Source organism: Streptomyces sp. N35 (genome assembly GCF_016464295.1).
Lineage (GTDB): Bacteria > Actinomycetota > Actinomycetes > Streptomycetales > Streptomycetaceae > Streptomyces.
Genome location: NZ_JAEIMH010000049.1, coordinates 43,890 through 61,686, shown reverse-complemented (window position 1 = coordinate 61,686; position 17,797 = coordinate 43,890). Strand labels below are relative to the sequence as shown.

The window sequence follows — 17,797 nt, the reverse complement described above, 5'->3', positions numbered from 1 at the left end:
CCCAGGGGGGCGCGCCGCAGCGGCGTCCTGAAGGCCTCTCTTCTTCTTGCTGTGTCCGCGTACTCCTCGGGTGTGGGGCTTGTCACGTGGGGCTTTGCCGCCCGCGGGTGCGGGTGGGGCTTGTCACGGAGCGGGGTGGGAGCCCGAACGGGCGCCTACGGCAGAGCGGCTCCCCAAGGCGGCCTTTAGGTTTCGCATATGGGACATTTTTCACTCCGTGCTTCTCGCGCGAAGACGACCTGAGCGGCCATGGGCGTCATCAAGGACCATCCGGAATTCGCGCTCTTCATCTCCCTCGCCCTGGGCTATCTCGTGGGCAAGCTCCGCGTCGGGCCACTCACCCTGGGCGGCATCTGCGGCACGCTGATCGTGTCCCTGCTGATCGGGGCGTGGACCAAGGCCTCGGTGTCCGGTGATGTGAAGACCGTGTTCTTCGCGCTGTTCATCTTCGCGCTCGGCTACATGGCGGGGCCCCAGTTCTTCGCGAACCTGAACCGCAAGAGCCTGCGCTTCTTCGCACTGTGCGCCATCGAGGTCGTCTGCGTCCTGGCCATCGCCATCGGTCTGGCCAAGGCGTTCGACCTGGATGTGGGTACGGCCGCCGGCATCCTCGCCGGCGCCGCCACCGAGTCCGCGGTCGTCGGTACGGCCACCGAGGCGATCGGCAAGCTCGACGGGCTGACCCCGGACCAGATCACCCAGTACCAGGGGCACGTGGCCACCGCGTACACCGTCTGCTATCTCTTCGGCCTGGTCACGATCGTCCTCTACACCAGCCAGATCATGCCGAGGCTGCTGCGGACCGATCTGCGGGAGGCCTCGCGCGAACTGTGGGAACGGATGCGCGGCGGCTCCGGGACGCTCGAGCACGATGAGCGGCCCGCCCTGCCGGGCCTGGTCGGGCGCACCTATCTGGTGACCGCCGGGGACGGCCGTACGGTCGGTGACCTGGAGCAGGCCATGGGCGGCCGGGTCACCGTCGAGCAGATCAAGCGGGGCAGCAAGGTGCTCACCCCGTCCCCGGAGCTCGAGCTGACGCTTTCCGACCTGGTCCTGATCGTGGGGCGGCGGGCCAATGTCATCGACGCCGGGCGCGAGATCGGCGTGGAGACGCCCGGGGTGCCCGGCCTCGACTCCCCGCTCGCCACGACCCAGGTCGCCGTCACCGACAAGGCGGCCGAGGGCCAGAACATCGACCAGCTGCAGCGGGACCACCCGGAGTTCATCAAGAGCGGTGTGTACGTCACGGAGGTGCTGCGCGGCGACCAGCTGATGCCCGCGAACGGCGACACCGTGGTGCACCGGGGCGATGTGCTGACGCTGACGGGTGCCCGCTCGGGCCTCGGCAAGCTGACCGACAAGCTCGGCGCGGTCGTCAAGAACGACGCGACCGACTTCATCTATCTGGGTCTCGGTATCGCCGTCGGTTCACTGATCGGGCAGATCGTGGTCAGGTTCGGCGATGTGCCGATGTCGCTCGGCACCGGTGGCGGTTGTCTGATCTCGGGGCTGCTCTTCGGCTGGTTCCGCTCCCGCAAGCAGACCTTCGGCGCGTTCCCGCCGCAGGCCGCGACCACCATCAAGGACATGGGCCTGGCGGTCTTCATCGCCTGCACCGGCCTGGTGTCCGGGCCGCAGGCCGGGCCGCTGCTCAAGGAGTACGGGGCGCTGCTGCCGTTCGCCGGGATCGCGATGGTCCTGATCCCCGCCACGATCTCGCTGATCGTCGGCCGCAAGCTCATGAAGATCGAGACCCCGCTGCTGCTCGGCGCCATCGCGGGCCAGCAGTGCTCCACGCCCGCGATCACGGCGATCACGCAGACGGCACAGAGTTCCGTGCCGATGCTCGGCTACACGATCACGTACGCGCTCTCGAACTTCCTGCTGCCCCTGACCGGTCCGGTGCTCGTCGGGATTCTCGGTGCCTAGCGCGAAAGGGCTCCGGCCATGATCGATTTCCTCAACCGGAACATCTTCCAGCCCCATCCGGAGCTGCTGGTGTTCCTCACGGTCGCGATCGGCTTCCTGTTCGGGAAGCTGCGCTACAAGGCGATCGCGCTCGGTGCGGTCACCGGATGTCTGATCGCCGGGCTGCTGCTCGGTGCGCAGCTCAAGGTGACGATCGACGGCACGGTGAAGAACCTGTTCTTCACGATGTTCCTGTTCGCCCTCGGCTACCGGGTCGGGCCGCAGTTCTTCCAGGGATTGAAGAAGGACGGCGTTCCGCAGGTCATCAACGCCGTGGTGGTCTGCGTGACCGGTCTGCTGGTGTCCTGGGGCTTCGTCTCGATGCTCGGATACGGGCCGGGGCTGAGCGCCGGGTTCCTCGGCGGGGCGCTGACGCAGTCCGCCGTCATCGGTGTCGCGCAGGACGCCATCAGCAACCTGCCGGGACTGTCCGCCGACCAGATCAAGGACGAGCAGAACCTCGTCGCCGTCGGTTATGCCGTCTGCTACCCGCTCGGCACCATCCTGTGCGCGCTCCTGCTCGCCAACGTCCTGCCCCGGATCTACCGCAGGAACCTGGCCGACGAATCCGCCCAGCTGGCGGCGGAGTTGGACGTACCGGCCGGGAACCCCGATCTGGGCGAGGGCTACTACGAGGTGGTGCTGCGCGCGTACACGGTGCAGCGGCCCGATGTGGTCGGCCGTACGGTCCAGGACTTCGAGAGCCAGCAGAAGGAGCTGGGCCGGCGCATCTACCTCACCAATGTGCGGCGCGACGGCAAGGTCCTGGAGCACGACCAGCAACTCGTGCTGCAGGAGGGCGACATCGTCGCCGTCAGCGCGCTGCGCGGCGATCTGGTCACCTATGACGCGCGGACGCATATCGGCGCCGAGGCCGATGACGCGGAGCTGCTCGGCTACCAGACCGAGACGCTGCACGTGATCGCCTCGGAGAAGGAGCAACTGGGCAAGACCGTCGCCGAGTTGCGGGCCGAGCCGTTCATGGTGGGCGTCTACATCGACAAGCTGTACCGCTCGGGCTCGGAGTTCCCGTACCGGCTCTCCACGAAGATCGAACGCGGGGACACCCTGATCCTCACCGGCCCCAGGCGGCTGGTCGATCCGGCGGGTGCGGCGATCGGCAAGCCGGTGCCCACCTCGTTCGCCACCGACATGATCTGGGTGGGCCTCGGGATCTTCCTCGGCGGCTGCATCGGCATCCCCGCGCTCACGGCGGGAGGCGTGCCGATCTCGCTGTCCACCTCGGGCGGTGCGCTGATCATGGGCCTGGTCTTCGGCTGGATCCGCGGCAAGTACCCGACCTTCGGCAACGTACCGCCGGGTGCCCAGTGGTTCATGGACACGCTCGGGCTCTGTCTGTTCATCGCCGTCGTCGGCCTGAACGCCGGCCCGAGCTTCACCTCCGGCCTGTCCACGGCCGGTTGGGGACTGCTGGTCTTCGGCGCCGTCGCCACCCTGATCCCGCTGATCGTCGGCTTCCTGGTCGGCCATCACATCCAGAAGATCCGGTTCCCGATCCTGATGGGTGTCCTGGCCGGTGGCCAGACCACCACGGCCGCCATCGGGGCCGTCAACGAACAGTCACGGTCCCAGGTGCCGACGCTCGGCTACACGGTCCCGTACGCCATCGGCAATGTGCTCCTGACCATCTGGGGCGCCGTCATCGTCCTCCTGCACCACTGACCTCACGGAACTTCCAGGGAGCCGTCATGCCCAAGACCACTTTCACGCGCGAGGAGATCCAGTCCTTCGCCCAGCTCAGCCCGTTCGAGCTGAAGGACAAGTTCATCCAGATCGCGCAGGCCGTCCAGGAGGACAAGCCCGGGCAGAAGGAGAAATCCTCCGCGCAGATGCTCAACGCCGGGCGCGGCAATCCGAACTGGATCGCCTCCGGCCCCCGCGAGGCGTTCTTCGCGCTCGGTTACTTCGCGCTCTCGGAGTCCAAGCGGGTGTGGAGCGCGGACAACCTCGGGGGGATGCCGGAGAAGGGCGACATCGGCAAGCGCTTCGACCGCTGGCTGCGCGCCAACCCCGAACTGCCCGGCACGGAGATGCTGCAGGCCTGCGTGGAGAAGGGGGGGGCGCGCTCCGGATCCGACAGGGACGCCTTCCTGCACGAGCTCGCCGACCCCATCGTCGGCGACAACTACCCGGTCCCCGACCGGATGCTGGTGCACGCCGAGCAGATCGTCCGTGGCTACATCGGCGACGAGATGTTCGACAAGAGGCCCCCGGCGGACAACAACCTGAGCCTGTTCGCCACCGAAGGCGGCACCGCCGCGATGTGCTACATCTTCGACTCGCTGATGAAGAACGGGTTGTTGAAGAAGGGTGACAAGATCGCCCTTCTGACGCCGGTGTTCACGCCGTATCTGGAGATCCCGGAACTCGACACCTACGAGTTCGAGGTCGTGCACGTCTCGGCGAGCATGTTCGCCGAGACCGGGGTGCGTGAATGGCGCTATCCCACCGAAGAGGTCGCCAAGCTGGAGGACCCGGCCATCAAGCTGGCCTGCATCGTCAACCCCTCCAACCCGCCCTCGCTGGCGATGAGCCAGCGCGTGATCGACCAGATCAAGGACATCGTCGCCACGAAGAACCCCAACCTGCTCTTCGTCACCGACGACGTCTACGGCACCTTCGTCGAGGGCTTCCGCTCGATCGCCGCCGACCTGAACCGCAACACCCTGCTCGTGTACTCGTACTCGAAGCACTACGGCTGCACCGGCTGGCGGCTCGGAGTGATCGGCCTGCACGACGACAACGTGATCGACGAGATGATCGCGAACCTCCCGGCCGAGGAGAAGGAACGTCTCAACAAGAGGTACGGGACGCTGACGCTGGAGCCCGAGAAGATCAGGTTCATCGACCGCCTCGTCGCCGACTCCCGGCAGGTCGCCCTCAACCACACCGCGGGCCTCTCGCTGCCGCAGCAGGTGCAGATGGTGCTGTTCTCCCTCTTCGACATGCTCGACGAAGGGCAGGCGTACAAGCTCAAGGTCCGCTCCATCGTGCAGCAGCGCCTCGACCTGCTGCTCGAAGGCGCCCAGATGAAGATCAGCGAGGACGCGCAGCGCGCCGGCTACTACATCGAACTCGATCTGCTCGCCGAGGCGGAGCGCACACAGGGCAAGGATTTCGCGGACTTCCTCGAGAAGAACTACGAGCCCGTCGACCCGCTGTTCCGGCTCGCCGAGCAGACCCACGTCGTACTGCTCAACGGCGGCGGTTTCGACGGCCCGGAGTGGTCCGTGCGGGTCTCTCTGGCCAACCTCGACGATCTGGACTACCTGAAGATCGGGCACCATCTGCGGGCGATCTTCGATGACTACATCGCGGAGTGGCGGGCTTCGAAGGGGTAAGCGGAGTGGCGGGCTTCGAAGGGGTAAGCGGACTTGAGGGATAAGTGGACTTGAAGGAGTAAGTCCGCCTTTTCGTAGGGTGATTGGGGTCCGCGGCGGGAGCTGCGGGCCCCTTCGCGTGCCGGGTGCGGCAGTTGCGGGGGAGCCGGTGCGCGGCAGTTGTGGAGGGTGCCGGCGGAGTTATCCACAGGCTCTGACGCGCTCGGGCGAGGCAGCGTACGGTCTGGGGCAGTCGATGTCCGCGCACGGCGGACCTGGGAGAACGGGGAGGGCCGTCGTGGGCGAGACCGAGGCGATCGTGCAGCAGCGGCAGGCGCGGGTGCCGGCGCAGGACGGGGCCGTGGACGCACGGATTCCGAGCGTGCAGGGCTTCGCACAGTGGGGGGCCGAGGATTCGCCCAAGCGCCGGGGGAAGGCGCTGCGGGAGCGCATAGGACGGTCCGCGCACGCCGAGTTCACCGCGGACCCGGGCCGGCCCGACGCGGTCTCGGCCGTCGAGGAGTCGAGCGCGGGCCGGATCCCCGGGCTCACCCCGCTGCGGGTGGGACGGATGTCAGCGAACCCCTTCGCGTTCCTGCGCGGTTCCGCGGGGCTCATGGCGTACGACCTGGCCCGCACCCCGGTGACCGGTATCGGCGCGCAGATCTGCGGCGATGCGCACGCGGGGAACTTCGGTCTGTACGGGGACGCGCGCGGCGGACTCGTCATCGACCTCAATGACTTCGACGAGACGGTGATCGGGCCCTGGGAGTGGGATCTGAAGCGGCTCGTCACCTCGCTCGTGGTGGCCGGGCGCGTGGCCGGGGTGGGCGAGGACACCTGCCGCGAGGCGGCGGCGGACGCGGCGGGGGCGTACCGGCGCACGATGCGGCTGATGGCGAAGCTGCCGGCCCTCGAGGCATGGCATGCGATCGCCGACGAGGAGCTGGTCTCGCACACCGACGCCCACGACCTGCTCGGCACCCTGGAGCGGGTCTCCGAGAAGGCACGGCGCAACACCAGTGGGCGCTTCGCGGCCAAGTCCACCGAGACGCTCGAGGACGGCAGCCTGCGGTTCGTCGATGCAAAGCCGGTACTGCGGCGGGTTCCGGACGCGGAGGCCGCGGCGGTGGCGGCTTCGCTCGAGGAGTACGTGAGCACACTGGGCGAGGACCGGCTGCCGCTGCTCGCCCGGCATGCGATCCAGGACGTGGCCTTCCGCGTGGTGGGCACGGGGTCGGTCGGCACCCGTTCGTACGTGGTGCTGCTGCAGGACCACCGGGGCGAGCCGTTCGTCCTGCAGGTGAAGGAGGCACGCCCGTCGGCGCTCGCCCCGCACCTGCCGGTGGCCGGCTTCAAGGCGCCCGAGACGGGGCACGAGGGCCGTCGCGTCGTCCTCGGCCAGAAGCGCATGCAGGTGGTCAGCGACATCCTGCTCGGCTGGACCACCGTCGAGGGACGTCCTTTCCAGGTACGGCAGTTCAGGAACCGCAAGGGCAGCGTCGACCCGGCCGAGCTCGCCGCCGACCAGCTGGACGACTACGGCCGGATGACCGGTGCCCTGCTGGCCCGCGCCCATGCGCACTGCGCGGACCCGCGGCTGATCTCGGGCTACTGCGGCAAGACGGAGGAGCTGGACGAGGCCATGGCCGCTTTCGCGGTGGCGTACGCGGACCGCACGGAGGCGGACCACGCGGTACTGGAGGCGGCGGTGCGGGAGGGGCGGGTTGAGGCTGAGGTGGGGGTGTGAGGGGACGACTTCGGCGAGGTGCTGTGTGGGCTCGGGCTGTAACGGGGTGCGAGACGGGTGGTGAGGAGTGCAGGAACGAGGCCGTGCGCGCTTGCTCGCTGACGGGTGCCGTGGCCGGTGCTGTGACGCGGACACCCACCGGCGCGCTTGCTCGCTGACGCGTGCCGTGGCCGGTGCTGTGACGCGTACCCCCACCGGCGCGGTTGCTCGCTGACGGGTGCTGTGACGCGGACACCCACCGGCCGGTAGCCGCGCGACGGCGGAAGGGGACGGGGAGGGGTGCCTGTCATACGGGCGCCCCCGACGTCGGCGGCCCCCTTCGCGGGAACGGTGCCATTGCCCGTATGACAGGTACCCCGGACCGGCACCGACCCCACGACGAAGCTGCGGGCGTGTCTTCGGGACGAAGCTGCGGGTGTGTCCTCGGGACGAAGCTGCGGGCGTGTCCTCAGGACGAAGCTGCGGGCGTGTCCTCGGGACGAAGCCGCGGGCGTGTCCGCAGGACGAAGCGGCGGGCGTGACTTCAGGACGAAGCCGCGGGCGTGACCTGAGGACGAAGCCGCGGGCGCGAGCATCGGGGTGGGCGGGGGTGGGGCACAGCAGTCGAGGCACGCTGTTCGGGCAGGGCGCGGAGGTGGGGCAGTGCCAGGTCGCTCACCTGCGCCGCGGCCCGTACGGGATATAGGGCAGGACGCGGAGGCGGGTGGCCTAGGCTGGACGGGTGACGACCCCGGAAGCTGACGAGCCCGTACCGCCGCCGCAGGACGCCGCGCAGGAGCGGCCCGAGGCGCGGCTGGAGCGGGCCGTGCGGGCGGCCGAGCAGGCCCTGATCGAGTACGAGATCGCCGTCGAGACCTTCCGCGTCGAGGTGGAGAACTTCTCGCGGCTGCACCACCAGAAGCTCGGCCCCATGTACGCCCGGCTCGAAGAGCTCGACGCCCTGATCGCCGAGGCGAAGGCCGCGCGCACCGGGGACCCGGACGACCTGCGGGCCGCCCAGGAGCTGCGGGCCCGGGTGCTGCCGATGCCCGATGTGTCCGAGCTGTTCAACGAGTGGATCGACTCCGACGGCCTCTCCCCCGAGGCCGCCGCGATGCTCAACGACCAGCCGGTGCGCGCGCCCGAGCGGGTGCGGCCCAGCGACGAGGCCCGCAAGCTCTACCGCGACCTCGTACGCAAGGCCCACCCCGATCTGGCTCAGGACGACAAGGAGCGCGCCCGGCGTGACGAGTTCATCGCCCGGGCCAATGCCGCCTACGCCCGAGGCGACGAGCCGCTGCTTCGCGAGCTCACCGAGGAGTGGGCGGCCGGTCCCGTACCGCCCGAGCAGCAGCCCAGTGAGAGCGAGGAGCTGTACGCGCGCCTCGAATGGCTCGCACGGCGCAAGGAGCTCCTGTCCGTGGTCGCACGCGATCTGGAGGAGGGCCCGATCGGGTCCATGCTGCGGATGGCGCCCGACGACCCGGACCGCCTGCTCGAGCAGATCGCCGAGCAGCTGATCGCGCAGGTCGGCGAGCGCGAGGCGGAGCTGGCGTCACTCGCGCAGTAGCCGATACGGACGGCGGCGGCCGGACAGCTGCGGCCGGCTGATGCGGTGGGTGGCTGCGGCCGGGCCGAAGCGGGGTGGCTGCGGCCGGGCCGACGCCGGGAACGGGGCAGGCGCGTGGTCGGGTAGCGTCGGGGCATGGTTTTCGGTTCTGGTGTGCCCACGGTCGGCGTCGACGCGCTGAACGACAGCGACTTCCTGGTGGACGTCCGTGAGGACGACGAGTGGCAGGCGGGCCACGCCCCGCACGCGCTGCATATCCCCATGAGTGAATTCGTCGCCCGCTACGGCGAGTTGACCGAGGCGGCGCCGCAGGACGGCAAGGTGAACGTCATCTGCCGCTCCGGCGGACGTTCCGCCCAGGTCACGATGTACCTCGTGCAGCAGGGCATCGACGCGGTGAACGTCGCCGGCGGTATGGAGTCCTGGCACATGGCCGGCCGCTCCGTCGTGGACGACAAGGGGCAGCAGGGCTTCGTCGTCTGAGCCCGGATGCACAGGCCGGGCACCTGCGAGCGGGTGCCCGGCTTCGGCATGCTCAGGCCAGCGTGTGCGTGGCAAGGAGCTCGCCGAGGGCCTCCTCGTGGGCCGCGGCCGGCCCGAGTGACAGCTCCAGCTGCTTGGCCCAGGCGTGATAGCGGTGCAGTGCGTAATCGGTGTCGGCGCCGAAGCCGCCGTGCAGATGCTGTGCGGTCTGTACGACCCTGCGGACGCCTTCCGAGGCCCAGATCTTCGCCACCGCGATATCGCCCGCGGCCGGCAGCGCACCGCCCGCGCCCGTGGAGATACGCCAGGCCGCCTGCCAGAGGGTGACCTCCATGGCGCGCAGATCGATGAAGCGGTCCGCGGCCTGCACAGCCACCGCCTGGAACGTGGCCACCGGGTGCCCGAACTGCTCCCGCTTGCTGGTGTATTCGCTGGTCATGCCCAGCACGCCCTCGCCGAGACCGAGTGCGAGCGCACACGTTCCGGTGGCGAGCAGCTGGTGCAGGGACTCCCAGGCGCCGTCGGCGTCGATGACGTCGGTGGCGGCGATCCGTACGGACTCCAGGCGGAGTTCGGCGAAACGTTCGCCCGAAGTGGAGAACTGGTCGGCGAGCGTGAGCCCGTCCTGGACCCGGGGCACGAGTGCGAGCAGGGTGCTGCCGTCGGCGGTGTGCGCGGGGACGACCGTGTAGTCCGCGGTCTGCGCCCAGGGCACCCCGGTCTGCAGTCCGTCGAGCACCCAGTCGGCGCCGTCGGGGCGTGCGGAGACGGCGAGTTCGGCACCGTCGTGGCCGGTGCGGCCGTTGGCGGCGACGGTGAGGACCGTGGTGCCGCCGGCCACGCCCGGCAGGATCCGAGCCTTGGCCTCGGAACTTCCGTATGTCTCAAGGGTCTTGGCGGCCGCGCTGGACTCCAGAAGCGGTACGCGGGCCAGTACCTTCGCCGACTCGCGCAGGACGAGGCAGAGGGCGATGGCGTCGAGGCCCGCCCCGTCGTACTCGTCCGAGAGCAGCAGACTCAGCACGTCCGCCTCGGCGAGCTTGGCCCACAGCGCGCGGTCGAAATCGTCGGCGACGGCTCCGGGGGTCAGGGCCGGACTCGGCACCGCGTCCACGTCCACGCCGGCGAAGACCGCCTTGGCCGCCTCGACGGCCGCCTGCTGCTCTTCGGTGAAGTCGAAGTCCACTGCCTGTCCTCCCGTGCGCGCCGGCTCTGTCCGGCGGCGCCCGGCAATACGGGCACCGCCATCTGACGGACCGTCAAGATAGAACAGGTTCTAGCGGATTGGAATGGCTCCGCCCGGGCGGGATCGCACACCGGGGCGGGATCGCACACCGAGACGGGATGGCCCCGCCACGATGGGATCACCCCGCCACGATGGGATCACCCCGCCGCGATGGGACGGTCCGCCGCGATGGGACGGTCCGCCGCGATGGGACGGCCCACCCGGCCATGGCAGGGCCCGCCCGGCCATGGCAGGGCTCGGCCGGGTGCCTCAGCGGTCGAAGTCCAACTCCACCTGCTCCGTGGCTGGATGGGACTGGCAGGCCAGGACATAGCCCGCGTCCGTCTCCTCCGGCTCCAGCGCATAGTTGCGGTCCATCCGCACCTCACCGGAGACCAGGAAAGCGCGGCAGGTGCCGCAGACCCCGCCCTTGCAGGCATACGGAGCGTCCGGACGGTTGCGCAGGACGGTCTCCAGAAGGGACTCGCCGTCCTGGACCGGCCAGTTCCCAGACCGTCCGTCGAGCTGCGCCGTCACCCGGCTGTGTGCCACGACGGGCGCCTGCGAGGTTGCCGGGGCCGTGCCGGAGTCCACATGGAAGATCTCCTCGTGGATCCGAGCCCGCTCCACCCCGAGCCCCCGCAGCGCGCGCTCGGCGCCCTGCACCAGGCCGAAGGGTCCGCACAGAAACCATCCGTCGATCCGCTCGACGGGCAGCAGCGCAGGGAGCAGCCCGGTCAGCCGCTCCTCGTCGAGCCGGCCCGACGGGAGGCCCGCCTGCTGCTCCTCCCGCGACAACACGGTGACCAGCTGGAAGCGCTGTGGATAACGGTCCTTGAGGTCGGCCACCTCCTCCAGGAACATCGTCGAGGCAGCGCTGCGATCACTCCGTATCAGACAGAAACGAGCCTCCGGCTCCCGCGCGAGAAGCGTGGCGGCGATGGACAGCACCGGTGTGATGCCGCTGCCGCCGACGACCGCGGCGAAGTGCCCCGGCCGCGGCTCCAGCGTGAACCGGCCCGCGGGGGTCATCACGTCGAGCGTGTCACCGATGGCGATCTCCTTGTGCGCGTACGTGGAGAACTCGCCGCCCTCGACCAGGCGTACGCCCACGCGCACCTCGGCGGGACCGTCCGCCCCGAGCACGGGTGAGCACACCGAGTACGTACGACGGATCTCGGCACCCTCCGCATGGCGCCGTATCGCCAGATGCTGGCCCGGCGCATAGCGGTACTCCGCGCGGAGCTCCGGCGGCACGGCGAAGGTCAGGGCCACGGAGTCGTCGGTGAGCCGGTCGACCGCGGTCACGCGCAGAGCGTGGAACCGGGACTTGGCAGGGGCCCCCATCACAACTCCTTGAAGTGGTCGAACGGTTCACGGCAGCTCACGCACCGCCGCAGCGCCTTGCACGCGGTGGACGAGAAACGGCTGAGCAGCTCCGTATCGATGGAGCCGCAGTGCGGGCAGCGCACGGCGAGCGTCAGCGGTATCGGACCGTCCGCCGGCTGCGGCCGGGGTGGGGCGATGCCCGACGCGGCGAGCTTGCGGCGGCCCTCCGCGGTGATGTCGGCGGTGGACCAGGCCGGTGCGAGCACGGTCCGTACGGTCACCTCGGGCAGGCCCTCGGCGCGCAGCACGTCCTCGATGTCGCAGGACATCGCTTCGACGGCGGGGCAGCCGGTGTACGTGGGGGTGATCTCGACACGGACCTCGCCGGGGCCGAACATCCGCAGATCGCGCAGTATCCCGAGGTCGGCCAGGGTGACCATCGGCAGCTCGGGGTCGGGCACGGCTCCCGCGAGCTCCCAGAGCCGCTGCTCGAGGGGGGTGCGCTCGCGGGTGCGTTCGGCGGTCACCACGACGCCCCCGGGTGGCTGCGGTGCAGATGCTGCATCTCGGCGAGCATCCGCCCGAACGGCTCCGTGTGCAGCCCTTCGCGTCCCGCGCCCGCGGTCCATGCCCCGGTGCGCGGACCTTCCGGTACCCGCAGGGTGGCGCGCTCGATCACGGCGGTGACCGAGGAGAGCCAACGGGCCTCCAGCTTCTGCCAGTCGACCGACTCCAGGCCGTCGACCGGACGGAACATCTCCCCGGTGTAGCGCCACAGAGCATCGAGCCCGCGCTGCATCCGCGCCTGGCTCTCGTCCGTGCCGTCGCCGAGGCGGAGCGTCCACTGCTCGGCGTGGTCCTGGTGGTACGCCACCTCCTTGACCGCCTTGGCGGCGAGCGGCCCGAAGACCTGGTCGCCGGCCAACGCCTCGTACAGGAAACGCTGGTAGGTGGAGAAGAGGAGCTGGCGGACGATGGTGTGGGCGAAGTCGCCGTTCGGCTGCTCGACCAGCTGGAGGTTGCGGAAGGCGCGCTCCTCGCGGAGATACGCCAGTTCGTCCTCGTCACCGGCCATCGAGAGCAGCACCCGGGCCTGGCCGAGCAGGTCGAGGGCGATATTGGCGAGCGCCACCTCCTCCTCCAGCACCGGCGCGTGGCCGGCCCACTGGGCGAGCCGGTGGGAGAGCACCAAGGCGTCGTCGCCGAGCGCGAGAACGGCGGTGAGAGGTGCGGTGGTGTCCACGGGTGCGGTCACGGGCGCGCTCACAGGTGCGGTCAAAGGTGCGCTCACAGGTGCTTCACCCCGTCCGGGATCTCGTAGAACGTCGGGTGCCGGTACGGCTTGTCGGCGGACGGCTCGAAGAACGGGTCCTTCTCGTCCGGCGACGAAGCGGTGATCGCGGTGGACGGGACCACCCAGATCGAGATGCCTTCGCTGCGCCGCGTGTACAGATCGCGGGCATTGCGCAGGGCAAGCTCCGCATCCGGTGCGTGCAGGCTGCCGGCGTGGGTGTGCGAGAGCCCGCGCCGCGAACGTACGAACACCTCCCACAAGGGCCAGTCGCCGCTCATGCCGTTGCCTCCTGCTCGTTCTGTGCGCTGCGTGCCGTGGTGTGCTTCGCGGCGTGTGCGGCCGCCGCGTCCCGTACCCAGGCGCCTTCCTCATGGGCGGTGCGGCGCTGGGTGATCCGCTGCTCGTTGCACGGACCATTGCCCTTGAGGACGTCCCAGAACTCGCTCCAGTCGATGGCCCCGAAGTCGTGCTGCCCCCGCTCCTCGTTCCACCTCAAGTCCGGGTCAGGGAGGGTGAGTCCGAGCGCTTCCGCCTGCGGGACGGCGATGTCGACGAAGCGCTGGCGTAGCTCGTCGTTGGAGTGGCGCTTGATCTTCCAGGCCATGGACTGCGCGGAGTGCGAGGACTCGTCGTCCGGCGGGCCGAACATCATCAGCGACGGCCACCACCAGCGGTTCACCGCGTCCTGCGCCATCGCGTGCTGTGCCTCGGTGCCGCGGCTGAGAGTCAGCAGCAGCTCGAAGCCCTGGCGCTGATGGAAGGACTCCTCCTTGCAGATCCGCACCATCGCGCGGGCGTACGGCCCGTAGGAACAGCGGCAGATCGGCACCTGGTTGGTGATCGCCGCACCGTCCACGAGCCAGCCGATCGCGCCGACGTCGGCCCAGGTCAAGGTGGGGTAGTTGAAGATCGAGGAGTACTTCTGGCGGCCCGCGTGCAGCTTGTCGAGGAGCTCTTCGCGGCTGGTGCCGAGGGTTTCGGCGGCGCTGTACAGATACAGCCCGTGTCCCGCCTCGTCCTGGACCTTGGCGATCAGGATCGCCTTGCGGCGCAGTGAGGGCGCGCGCGTGATCCAGTTGGCCTCCGGCTGCATGCCGATGATCTCGGAGTGCGCGTGCTGCGCGATCTGGCGCACCAGCGTCGCGCGATACGCGTCGGGCATCCAGTCCCGCGGCTCGATCCGCTCGTCGGCGGCCACGGCGGCGTCGAACACCGCCGTACGGGCAGCGTCCACCGCCGTCTGACCAGCGTCTGTCACCGTCGCCATGCCCGGCCCCCTTGCCTCGGCACTCGATCCCCGGCCTGCCCGCGTCTTCGCGGTCGCCTTGATCAATCTACCGACCGATCGTTCGGTTCGCTTGGTTTCCATGGTGGGACCGGCGGCCGTAGGGTGTCAACCCTGTGGATAACGTCACGAGAGCTGTGCGTGGCGACCGACGCTGAGTACCGTTCCGACCCGTAGCGGCAGCAGGCGGATGGGGATCGGGGCGGAATGGACGCGTACGACGAGGACACGGGCGCGGGTCCGGGGTCCGAAACCGCGGCTCCGCCCGCAGCGGAGGGTCCGGGAACTGCGGCTTCGTTCGCGGGGGCGGAGGGGCCGGGAACTGCGGCTTCGTTCGCGGGGGCGGAGGGTCCGGGGACTGCGGCTTCGCCCGCAGCGGCGGAGGGTCCGTCGGCGTCCGACAGGACCGAACGCGGCCCGGGAGTCCGTCCGCCGGTCAGGTCCGAGGAAGCGCCGGCCAGGTCTGAGGTGGTGCCGGTCAGGTCTGAGGTGTCGCCGCCCAGGCCTGAGGTGGACCAGGCGTTGCCCGAGGTGGACCCGGCGTTGAGGGGCTCGTCGTCGGGGGGCGTGGATCTGGTGGACGCGGAGTTGGCCGACCCGGCGTTGTCAGTGGGGGCCGATAGTCTCAAAGGGGCTCGGCCCCCGGGAGGGAGGGGTCTGTCCGGTGCGTCCGGTGGGCTCACCGCCCTCACCCTCCCCTACCAGCTGGCCGCCGCCCTGGTGCTCGCCGTGGTCGCGGTGGTCGGTGCGGTGCATCTCGGCATGGTGTTCCTGCACGTGGCCCCGTCCAACAGTGCTTCCAGGGAGTACGGGGAAGCGGTGGACGGGTGGATCTACCCGGAGTTCGAGCAGAACTGGAAGCTGTTCGCCCCCAACCCGCTGCAGCAGAACGTCGCCGTGCACGCCCGCGCCACGGTGCGCATGGAGGGCGGGCATCTGCGTACGACCGGCTGGATCAACCTCTCCGCACAGGACGGCGCCGCGATCGACGGCAATCTGCTGCCCAGCCACACGCAGCAGAACGAACTGCGCCGCGCCTGGGACTTCTACAACGGCTCGCACACCAGCGAGAACGTCTCCAACGGTCTGCGCGGCGACCTCTCCGAGCGCTACCTCCGCCGGATCGCACTGCTCCGCTTCGACCGCGAACCGCTCGGCGGCACCGTCGAGCGCATTCAGCTGCGCTCCTCCACGACCAATGTGCAGCCGCCCAAGTGGAGCGCGGAGAAGGTCGACTCGAAGCCGTCCTTCCGTGAGCTGCCCTGGTGGACGATCACGTCCCGCGACCGTGAGGTGAGCGACCGATGAGCAGCCATGAGCGGCCGATCAGGAGAAGCGACGAGCGGCCGATGAGCGGCAGCCATGAGCGGCCAATGAGCAGCAGTTACGAGCCGCCCCTGGCGAAGCGTCGCTTCGATCAGTCCGTGGCCAACGGTGTGCTGCGGGTCACGGGCGCCGCACTGGGTCCGTATCAGAGCGCCGTCATCCGGATCGGCTTCTCGCTGACCTGGCTGCTCTTCCTGCTGCGCGAGTTCCCGCACCGCCATGAGCTCTACGGTCCCGAGGGGCCCTGGGGCTGGGACATGGCGCAGCAGCTGATCGCGGACAACCGTGCCTTCACCGTGCTGATGTGGGACGACGGACGCGGCTGGTTCGAGTTCGTCTACCTCCTGGCCGTGCTGTCCAGCGCCCTGCTCCTGGTGGGGTGGCGGACCCGGACGATGTCCGTGCTTTTCATGGTCGGGGTGCTGTCGCTGCAGAACCGCAGCGTGTTCATGGGCGACGGCGGCGACAACGTCATCCATCTGATGGCGATCTACCTGGTCTTCACGCAGTGCGGCCGGGTCTGGTCCCTCGACGCACGGCGTGCGGTCCGCAGGCCCGAGGGGGACGACCGGGTCGGTCCTCTTCTGTGGACGGTGCTCGGCGGGCTGCTGCTCTTCGGCACGTTCACCGGCAAGTTCGACTGGGAGACGGAGCTTCCCTGGAATCTGCCGATCGTGCCGTACCTGTTGTGGGGTGTCTGGCTCGGGACCGCCCTGAGCTGGTGCGTCAGGCGGTACGGGAGCGAGCAGCCGCGGATCCTGGCGGACGTCGTCCGCAATCTGCTGCACAACACGGCGCTGGTCGTGATCATGGCCGAGGCCTGTCTGATCTATGCCACGGCCGGCTGGTACAAGATCCAGGGTGGCCGCTGGCAGGACGGCACGGCGGTGCACTACCCGCTGCACCTCGACTACTTCTCGCCCTGGCCGGCTCTCTCCGAGCTGCTCTCGTCGTTCGCCCTGCCGCTGCTTCTGATCACCTACGGCACGGTCGCGGTCCAGGTCGCCTTCCCCTTCACGCTCTTCAACCGGCGCGTGAAGAACGTGCTGCTCGCCGCGATGATCACCGAGCATGCGGTGATCGCGGTGATTCTCGGGCTGCCGTTCTTCTCGCTTGCGATGATTGCCGCGGACGCGGTCTTCCTGCCGACCACCTTCCTGCGCCGGCTCGAACGTGTCGCTACGCGGGTACGGGACCGGGTGCTGCCCCGGCGGGGGGCGGAACTGCCCGCGCAGCGCGTGGACGAGGAGGACCACCTCCGGGCGGAGCGGGAGCCGGAAAGCGTCGAGCACGCGCGCGCGTAGGCCGGGCACACGCGCGCGTAGGCTGCACGCCATGAGCGCGGGCAAGGCCGGTACGGAGAACACGGATGTCGTACGACGATGGCGTACCCACGCCGACGACTGCGTGCTCCTCGACGGCTTTCACGCCCTGAAGCACGCTCTGCGCTTCGGCGCGGAGATTCCGCTCGTGCTCACGTCGGACCGGCAGGGCGTCCTCGATCTCGCCGCGGACCTCGCCCCGGATGTCGCCGGGGCGCTGGCCGCGCGGGCCGTCGACGTACCCGATGACGTGCTGCGCACGCTCGTGCCACGGCTGCATCCGACGCGGATCGCGGCGCTGGCGGTACGGCCCTCCCGTACCGCGCGGCTCGCGGCGCTGTCCGACACCGCGCGCCGTGCGCCGGTCGTTGTGCTCGATCAGCCGCGCAACCTCGGCAACGCGGGGGCCGTGATCCGTCTCGCCGCCGGGTTCGGGGCGACCGGGGTGGTCACGACGGGGCCGTTGGATCCGTGGCACTCCACGGTTGTACGGGGAGCGGCGGGGCTGCACTTCGCCACGGCGGTCGAGCGGTTGAGCGTCCCGGAGCTGCCGGCTGGTCCGTTGTTCGCCCTCGATCCTGAGGGCAAGGACATCCGCTCGTACGTGCTGCCCGACGATGCGTTGCTCGCCTTCGGGTCGGAGCGCGGTGGGCTCTCGCCCGAACTGCGGGACCGTGCGGACCACTTGGTGTCTCTGCCGATGCGGTCGCAGGTGTCCAGCTACAACCTGGCGACCAGTGTGGGGATGACCCTGTTCCACTGGTCGGCGGGGCACGAGTTCGGTTGAGGCGGGTGCGGGTGCGGGTGCGGGTGCGTGTGCGGATGCCTGTGCCGGTGTGCGTGCGTTGTCGGGTGCGGGTGGGGGCGCCTGCGGCGGGCTGATTTCCCCTACCCGCCCCTTCCCGAAACCGGGGGCGCAGCCCCT

Annotated in this window: 15 protein-coding genes; 9 read left to right on the top strand and 6 right to left on the bottom strand. The window is 69.7% G+C overall.

What is annotated here, in order from left to right; genetic code table 11:
• Positions 1 to 249: 249 nt before the first annotated feature.
• The 6 genes from aspT (JAO81_RS25415) (at position 250) to JAO81_RS25390 (ending at position 9,091) form a co-directional block, all read left to right on the top strand.
• A complete protein-coding gene (gene aspT, locus JAO81_RS25415) occupies positions 250 to 1,929 on the top strand; it encodes an aspartate-alanine antiporter (protein WP_199550242.1) in 1,680 nt (559 codons plus the stop codon).
• A gap of 18 nt (positions 1,930 to 1,947) precedes the next feature.
• Entirely contained in the window at positions 1,948 to 3,651 is a 1,704-nt protein-coding gene (aspT, locus tag JAO81_RS25410) for an aspartate-alanine antiporter (RefSeq protein ID WP_199550241.1), read from the top strand.
• A gap of 26 nt (positions 3,652 to 3,677) precedes the next feature.
• Positions 3,678 to 5,330 (top strand): bifunctional aspartate transaminase/aspartate 4-decarboxylase, encoded by a 1,653-nt coding sequence (locus tag JAO81_RS25405; RefSeq protein WP_199550240.1) that lies wholly within the window; start codon positions 3,678 to 3,680, stop codon positions 5,328 to 5,330.
• 298 nt (positions 5,331 to 5,628) lie between these two features.
• On the top strand, positions 5,629 to 7,059 hold the full coding sequence (locus JAO81_RS25400) for a DUF2252 domain-containing protein (protein WP_307813677.1): 1,431 nt from the start codon (positions 5,629 to 5,631) through the stop codon (positions 7,057 to 7,059).
• A gap of 721 nt (positions 7,060 to 7,780) precedes the next feature.
• The gene (locus tag JAO81_RS25395; protein ID WP_307813668.1) at positions 7,781 to 8,608 is read left to right on the top strand and encodes a J domain-containing protein; all 828 of its coding nucleotides are present in this window, start codon (positions 7,781 to 7,783) and stop codon (positions 8,606 to 8,608) included.
• Between the two features lie 135 nt (positions 8,609 to 8,743).
• Complete coding sequence (locus JAO81_RS25390) at positions 8,744 to 9,091, top strand: rhodanese-like domain-containing protein (RefSeq protein WP_199550238.1); 348 nt, start codon at positions 8,744 to 8,746, stop codon at positions 9,089 to 9,091.
• A gap of 52 nt (positions 9,092 to 9,143) precedes the next feature.
• Here the strand turns inward: JAO81_RS25390 and JAO81_RS25385 are convergent, their stop codons facing one another.
• From JAO81_RS25385 to paaA, 6 genes are all read right to left on the bottom strand, one after another.
• Positions 9,144 to 10,277, bottom strand: a complete 1,134-nt coding sequence (locus JAO81_RS25385; protein WP_199550237.1) for an acyl-CoA dehydrogenase family protein — start codon at positions 10,275 to 10,277, stop codon at positions 9,144 to 9,146.
• Between the two features lie 309 nt (positions 10,278 to 10,586).
• Positions 10,587 to 11,663, bottom strand: a complete 1,077-nt coding sequence (gene paaE, locus JAO81_RS25380) for a 1,2-phenylacetyl-CoA epoxidase subunit PaaE (protein ID WP_199550236.1) — start codon at positions 11,661 to 11,663, stop codon at positions 10,587 to 10,589.
• Positions 11,663 to 12,172 carry a 1,2-phenylacetyl-CoA epoxidase subunit PaaD gene (paaD, locus tag JAO81_RS25375; protein WP_307813666.1) on the bottom strand — a complete coding sequence of 170 codons (510 nt, stop codon included), beginning with the start codon at positions 12,170 to 12,172 and terminating at the stop codon, positions 11,663 to 11,665. Before paaD ends, paaE begins: the two co-directional genes overlap by 1 nt.
• On the bottom strand, positions 12,169 to 12,936 hold the full coding sequence (gene paaC, locus JAO81_RS25370; RefSeq protein WP_374194345.1) for a 1,2-phenylacetyl-CoA epoxidase subunit PaaC: 768 nt from the start codon (positions 12,934 to 12,936) through the stop codon (positions 12,169 to 12,171). The genes paaD and paaC overlap by 4 nt, the downstream gene beginning before the upstream one ends.
• The gene (gene paaB / locus JAO81_RS25365; protein WP_199550234.1) at positions 12,933 to 13,217 is read right to left on the bottom strand and encodes a 1,2-phenylacetyl-CoA epoxidase subunit PaaB; all 285 of its coding nucleotides are present in this window, start codon (positions 13,215 to 13,217) and stop codon (positions 12,933 to 12,935) included. Before paaB ends, paaC begins: the two co-directional genes overlap by 4 nt.
• A complete protein-coding gene (paaA, locus tag JAO81_RS25360; RefSeq protein WP_199550233.1) occupies positions 13,214 to 14,206 on the bottom strand; it encodes a 1,2-phenylacetyl-CoA epoxidase subunit PaaA in 993 nt (330 codons plus the stop codon). The genes paaB and paaA overlap by 4 nt, the downstream gene beginning before the upstream one ends.
• Before the next feature lie 549 nt (positions 14,207 to 14,755).
• On the opposite strand from paaA, the gene JAO81_RS25355 reads away from it, so the two are divergent.
• From JAO81_RS25355 to JAO81_RS25345, 3 genes are all read left to right on the top strand, one after another.
• Entirely contained in the window at positions 14,756 to 15,532 is a 777-nt protein-coding gene (locus JAO81_RS25355) for a DUF5819 family protein (RefSeq protein WP_374194346.1), read from the top strand.
• 65 nt (positions 15,533 to 15,597) lie between these two features.
• Positions 15,598 to 16,854 carry an HTTM domain-containing protein gene (locus JAO81_RS25350; RefSeq protein ID WP_199550252.1) on the top strand — a complete coding sequence of 419 codons (1,257 nt, stop codon included), beginning with the start codon at positions 15,598 to 15,600 and terminating at the stop codon, positions 16,852 to 16,854.
• Positions 16,855 to 16,885: 31 nt separating this feature from the next.
• The gene (locus JAO81_RS25345) at positions 16,886 to 17,659 is read left to right on the top strand and encodes an RNA methyltransferase (protein ID WP_199550231.1); all 774 of its coding nucleotides are present in this window, start codon (positions 16,886 to 16,888) and stop codon (positions 17,657 to 17,659) included.
• Positions 17,660 to 17,797: the final 138 nt, after the last annotated feature.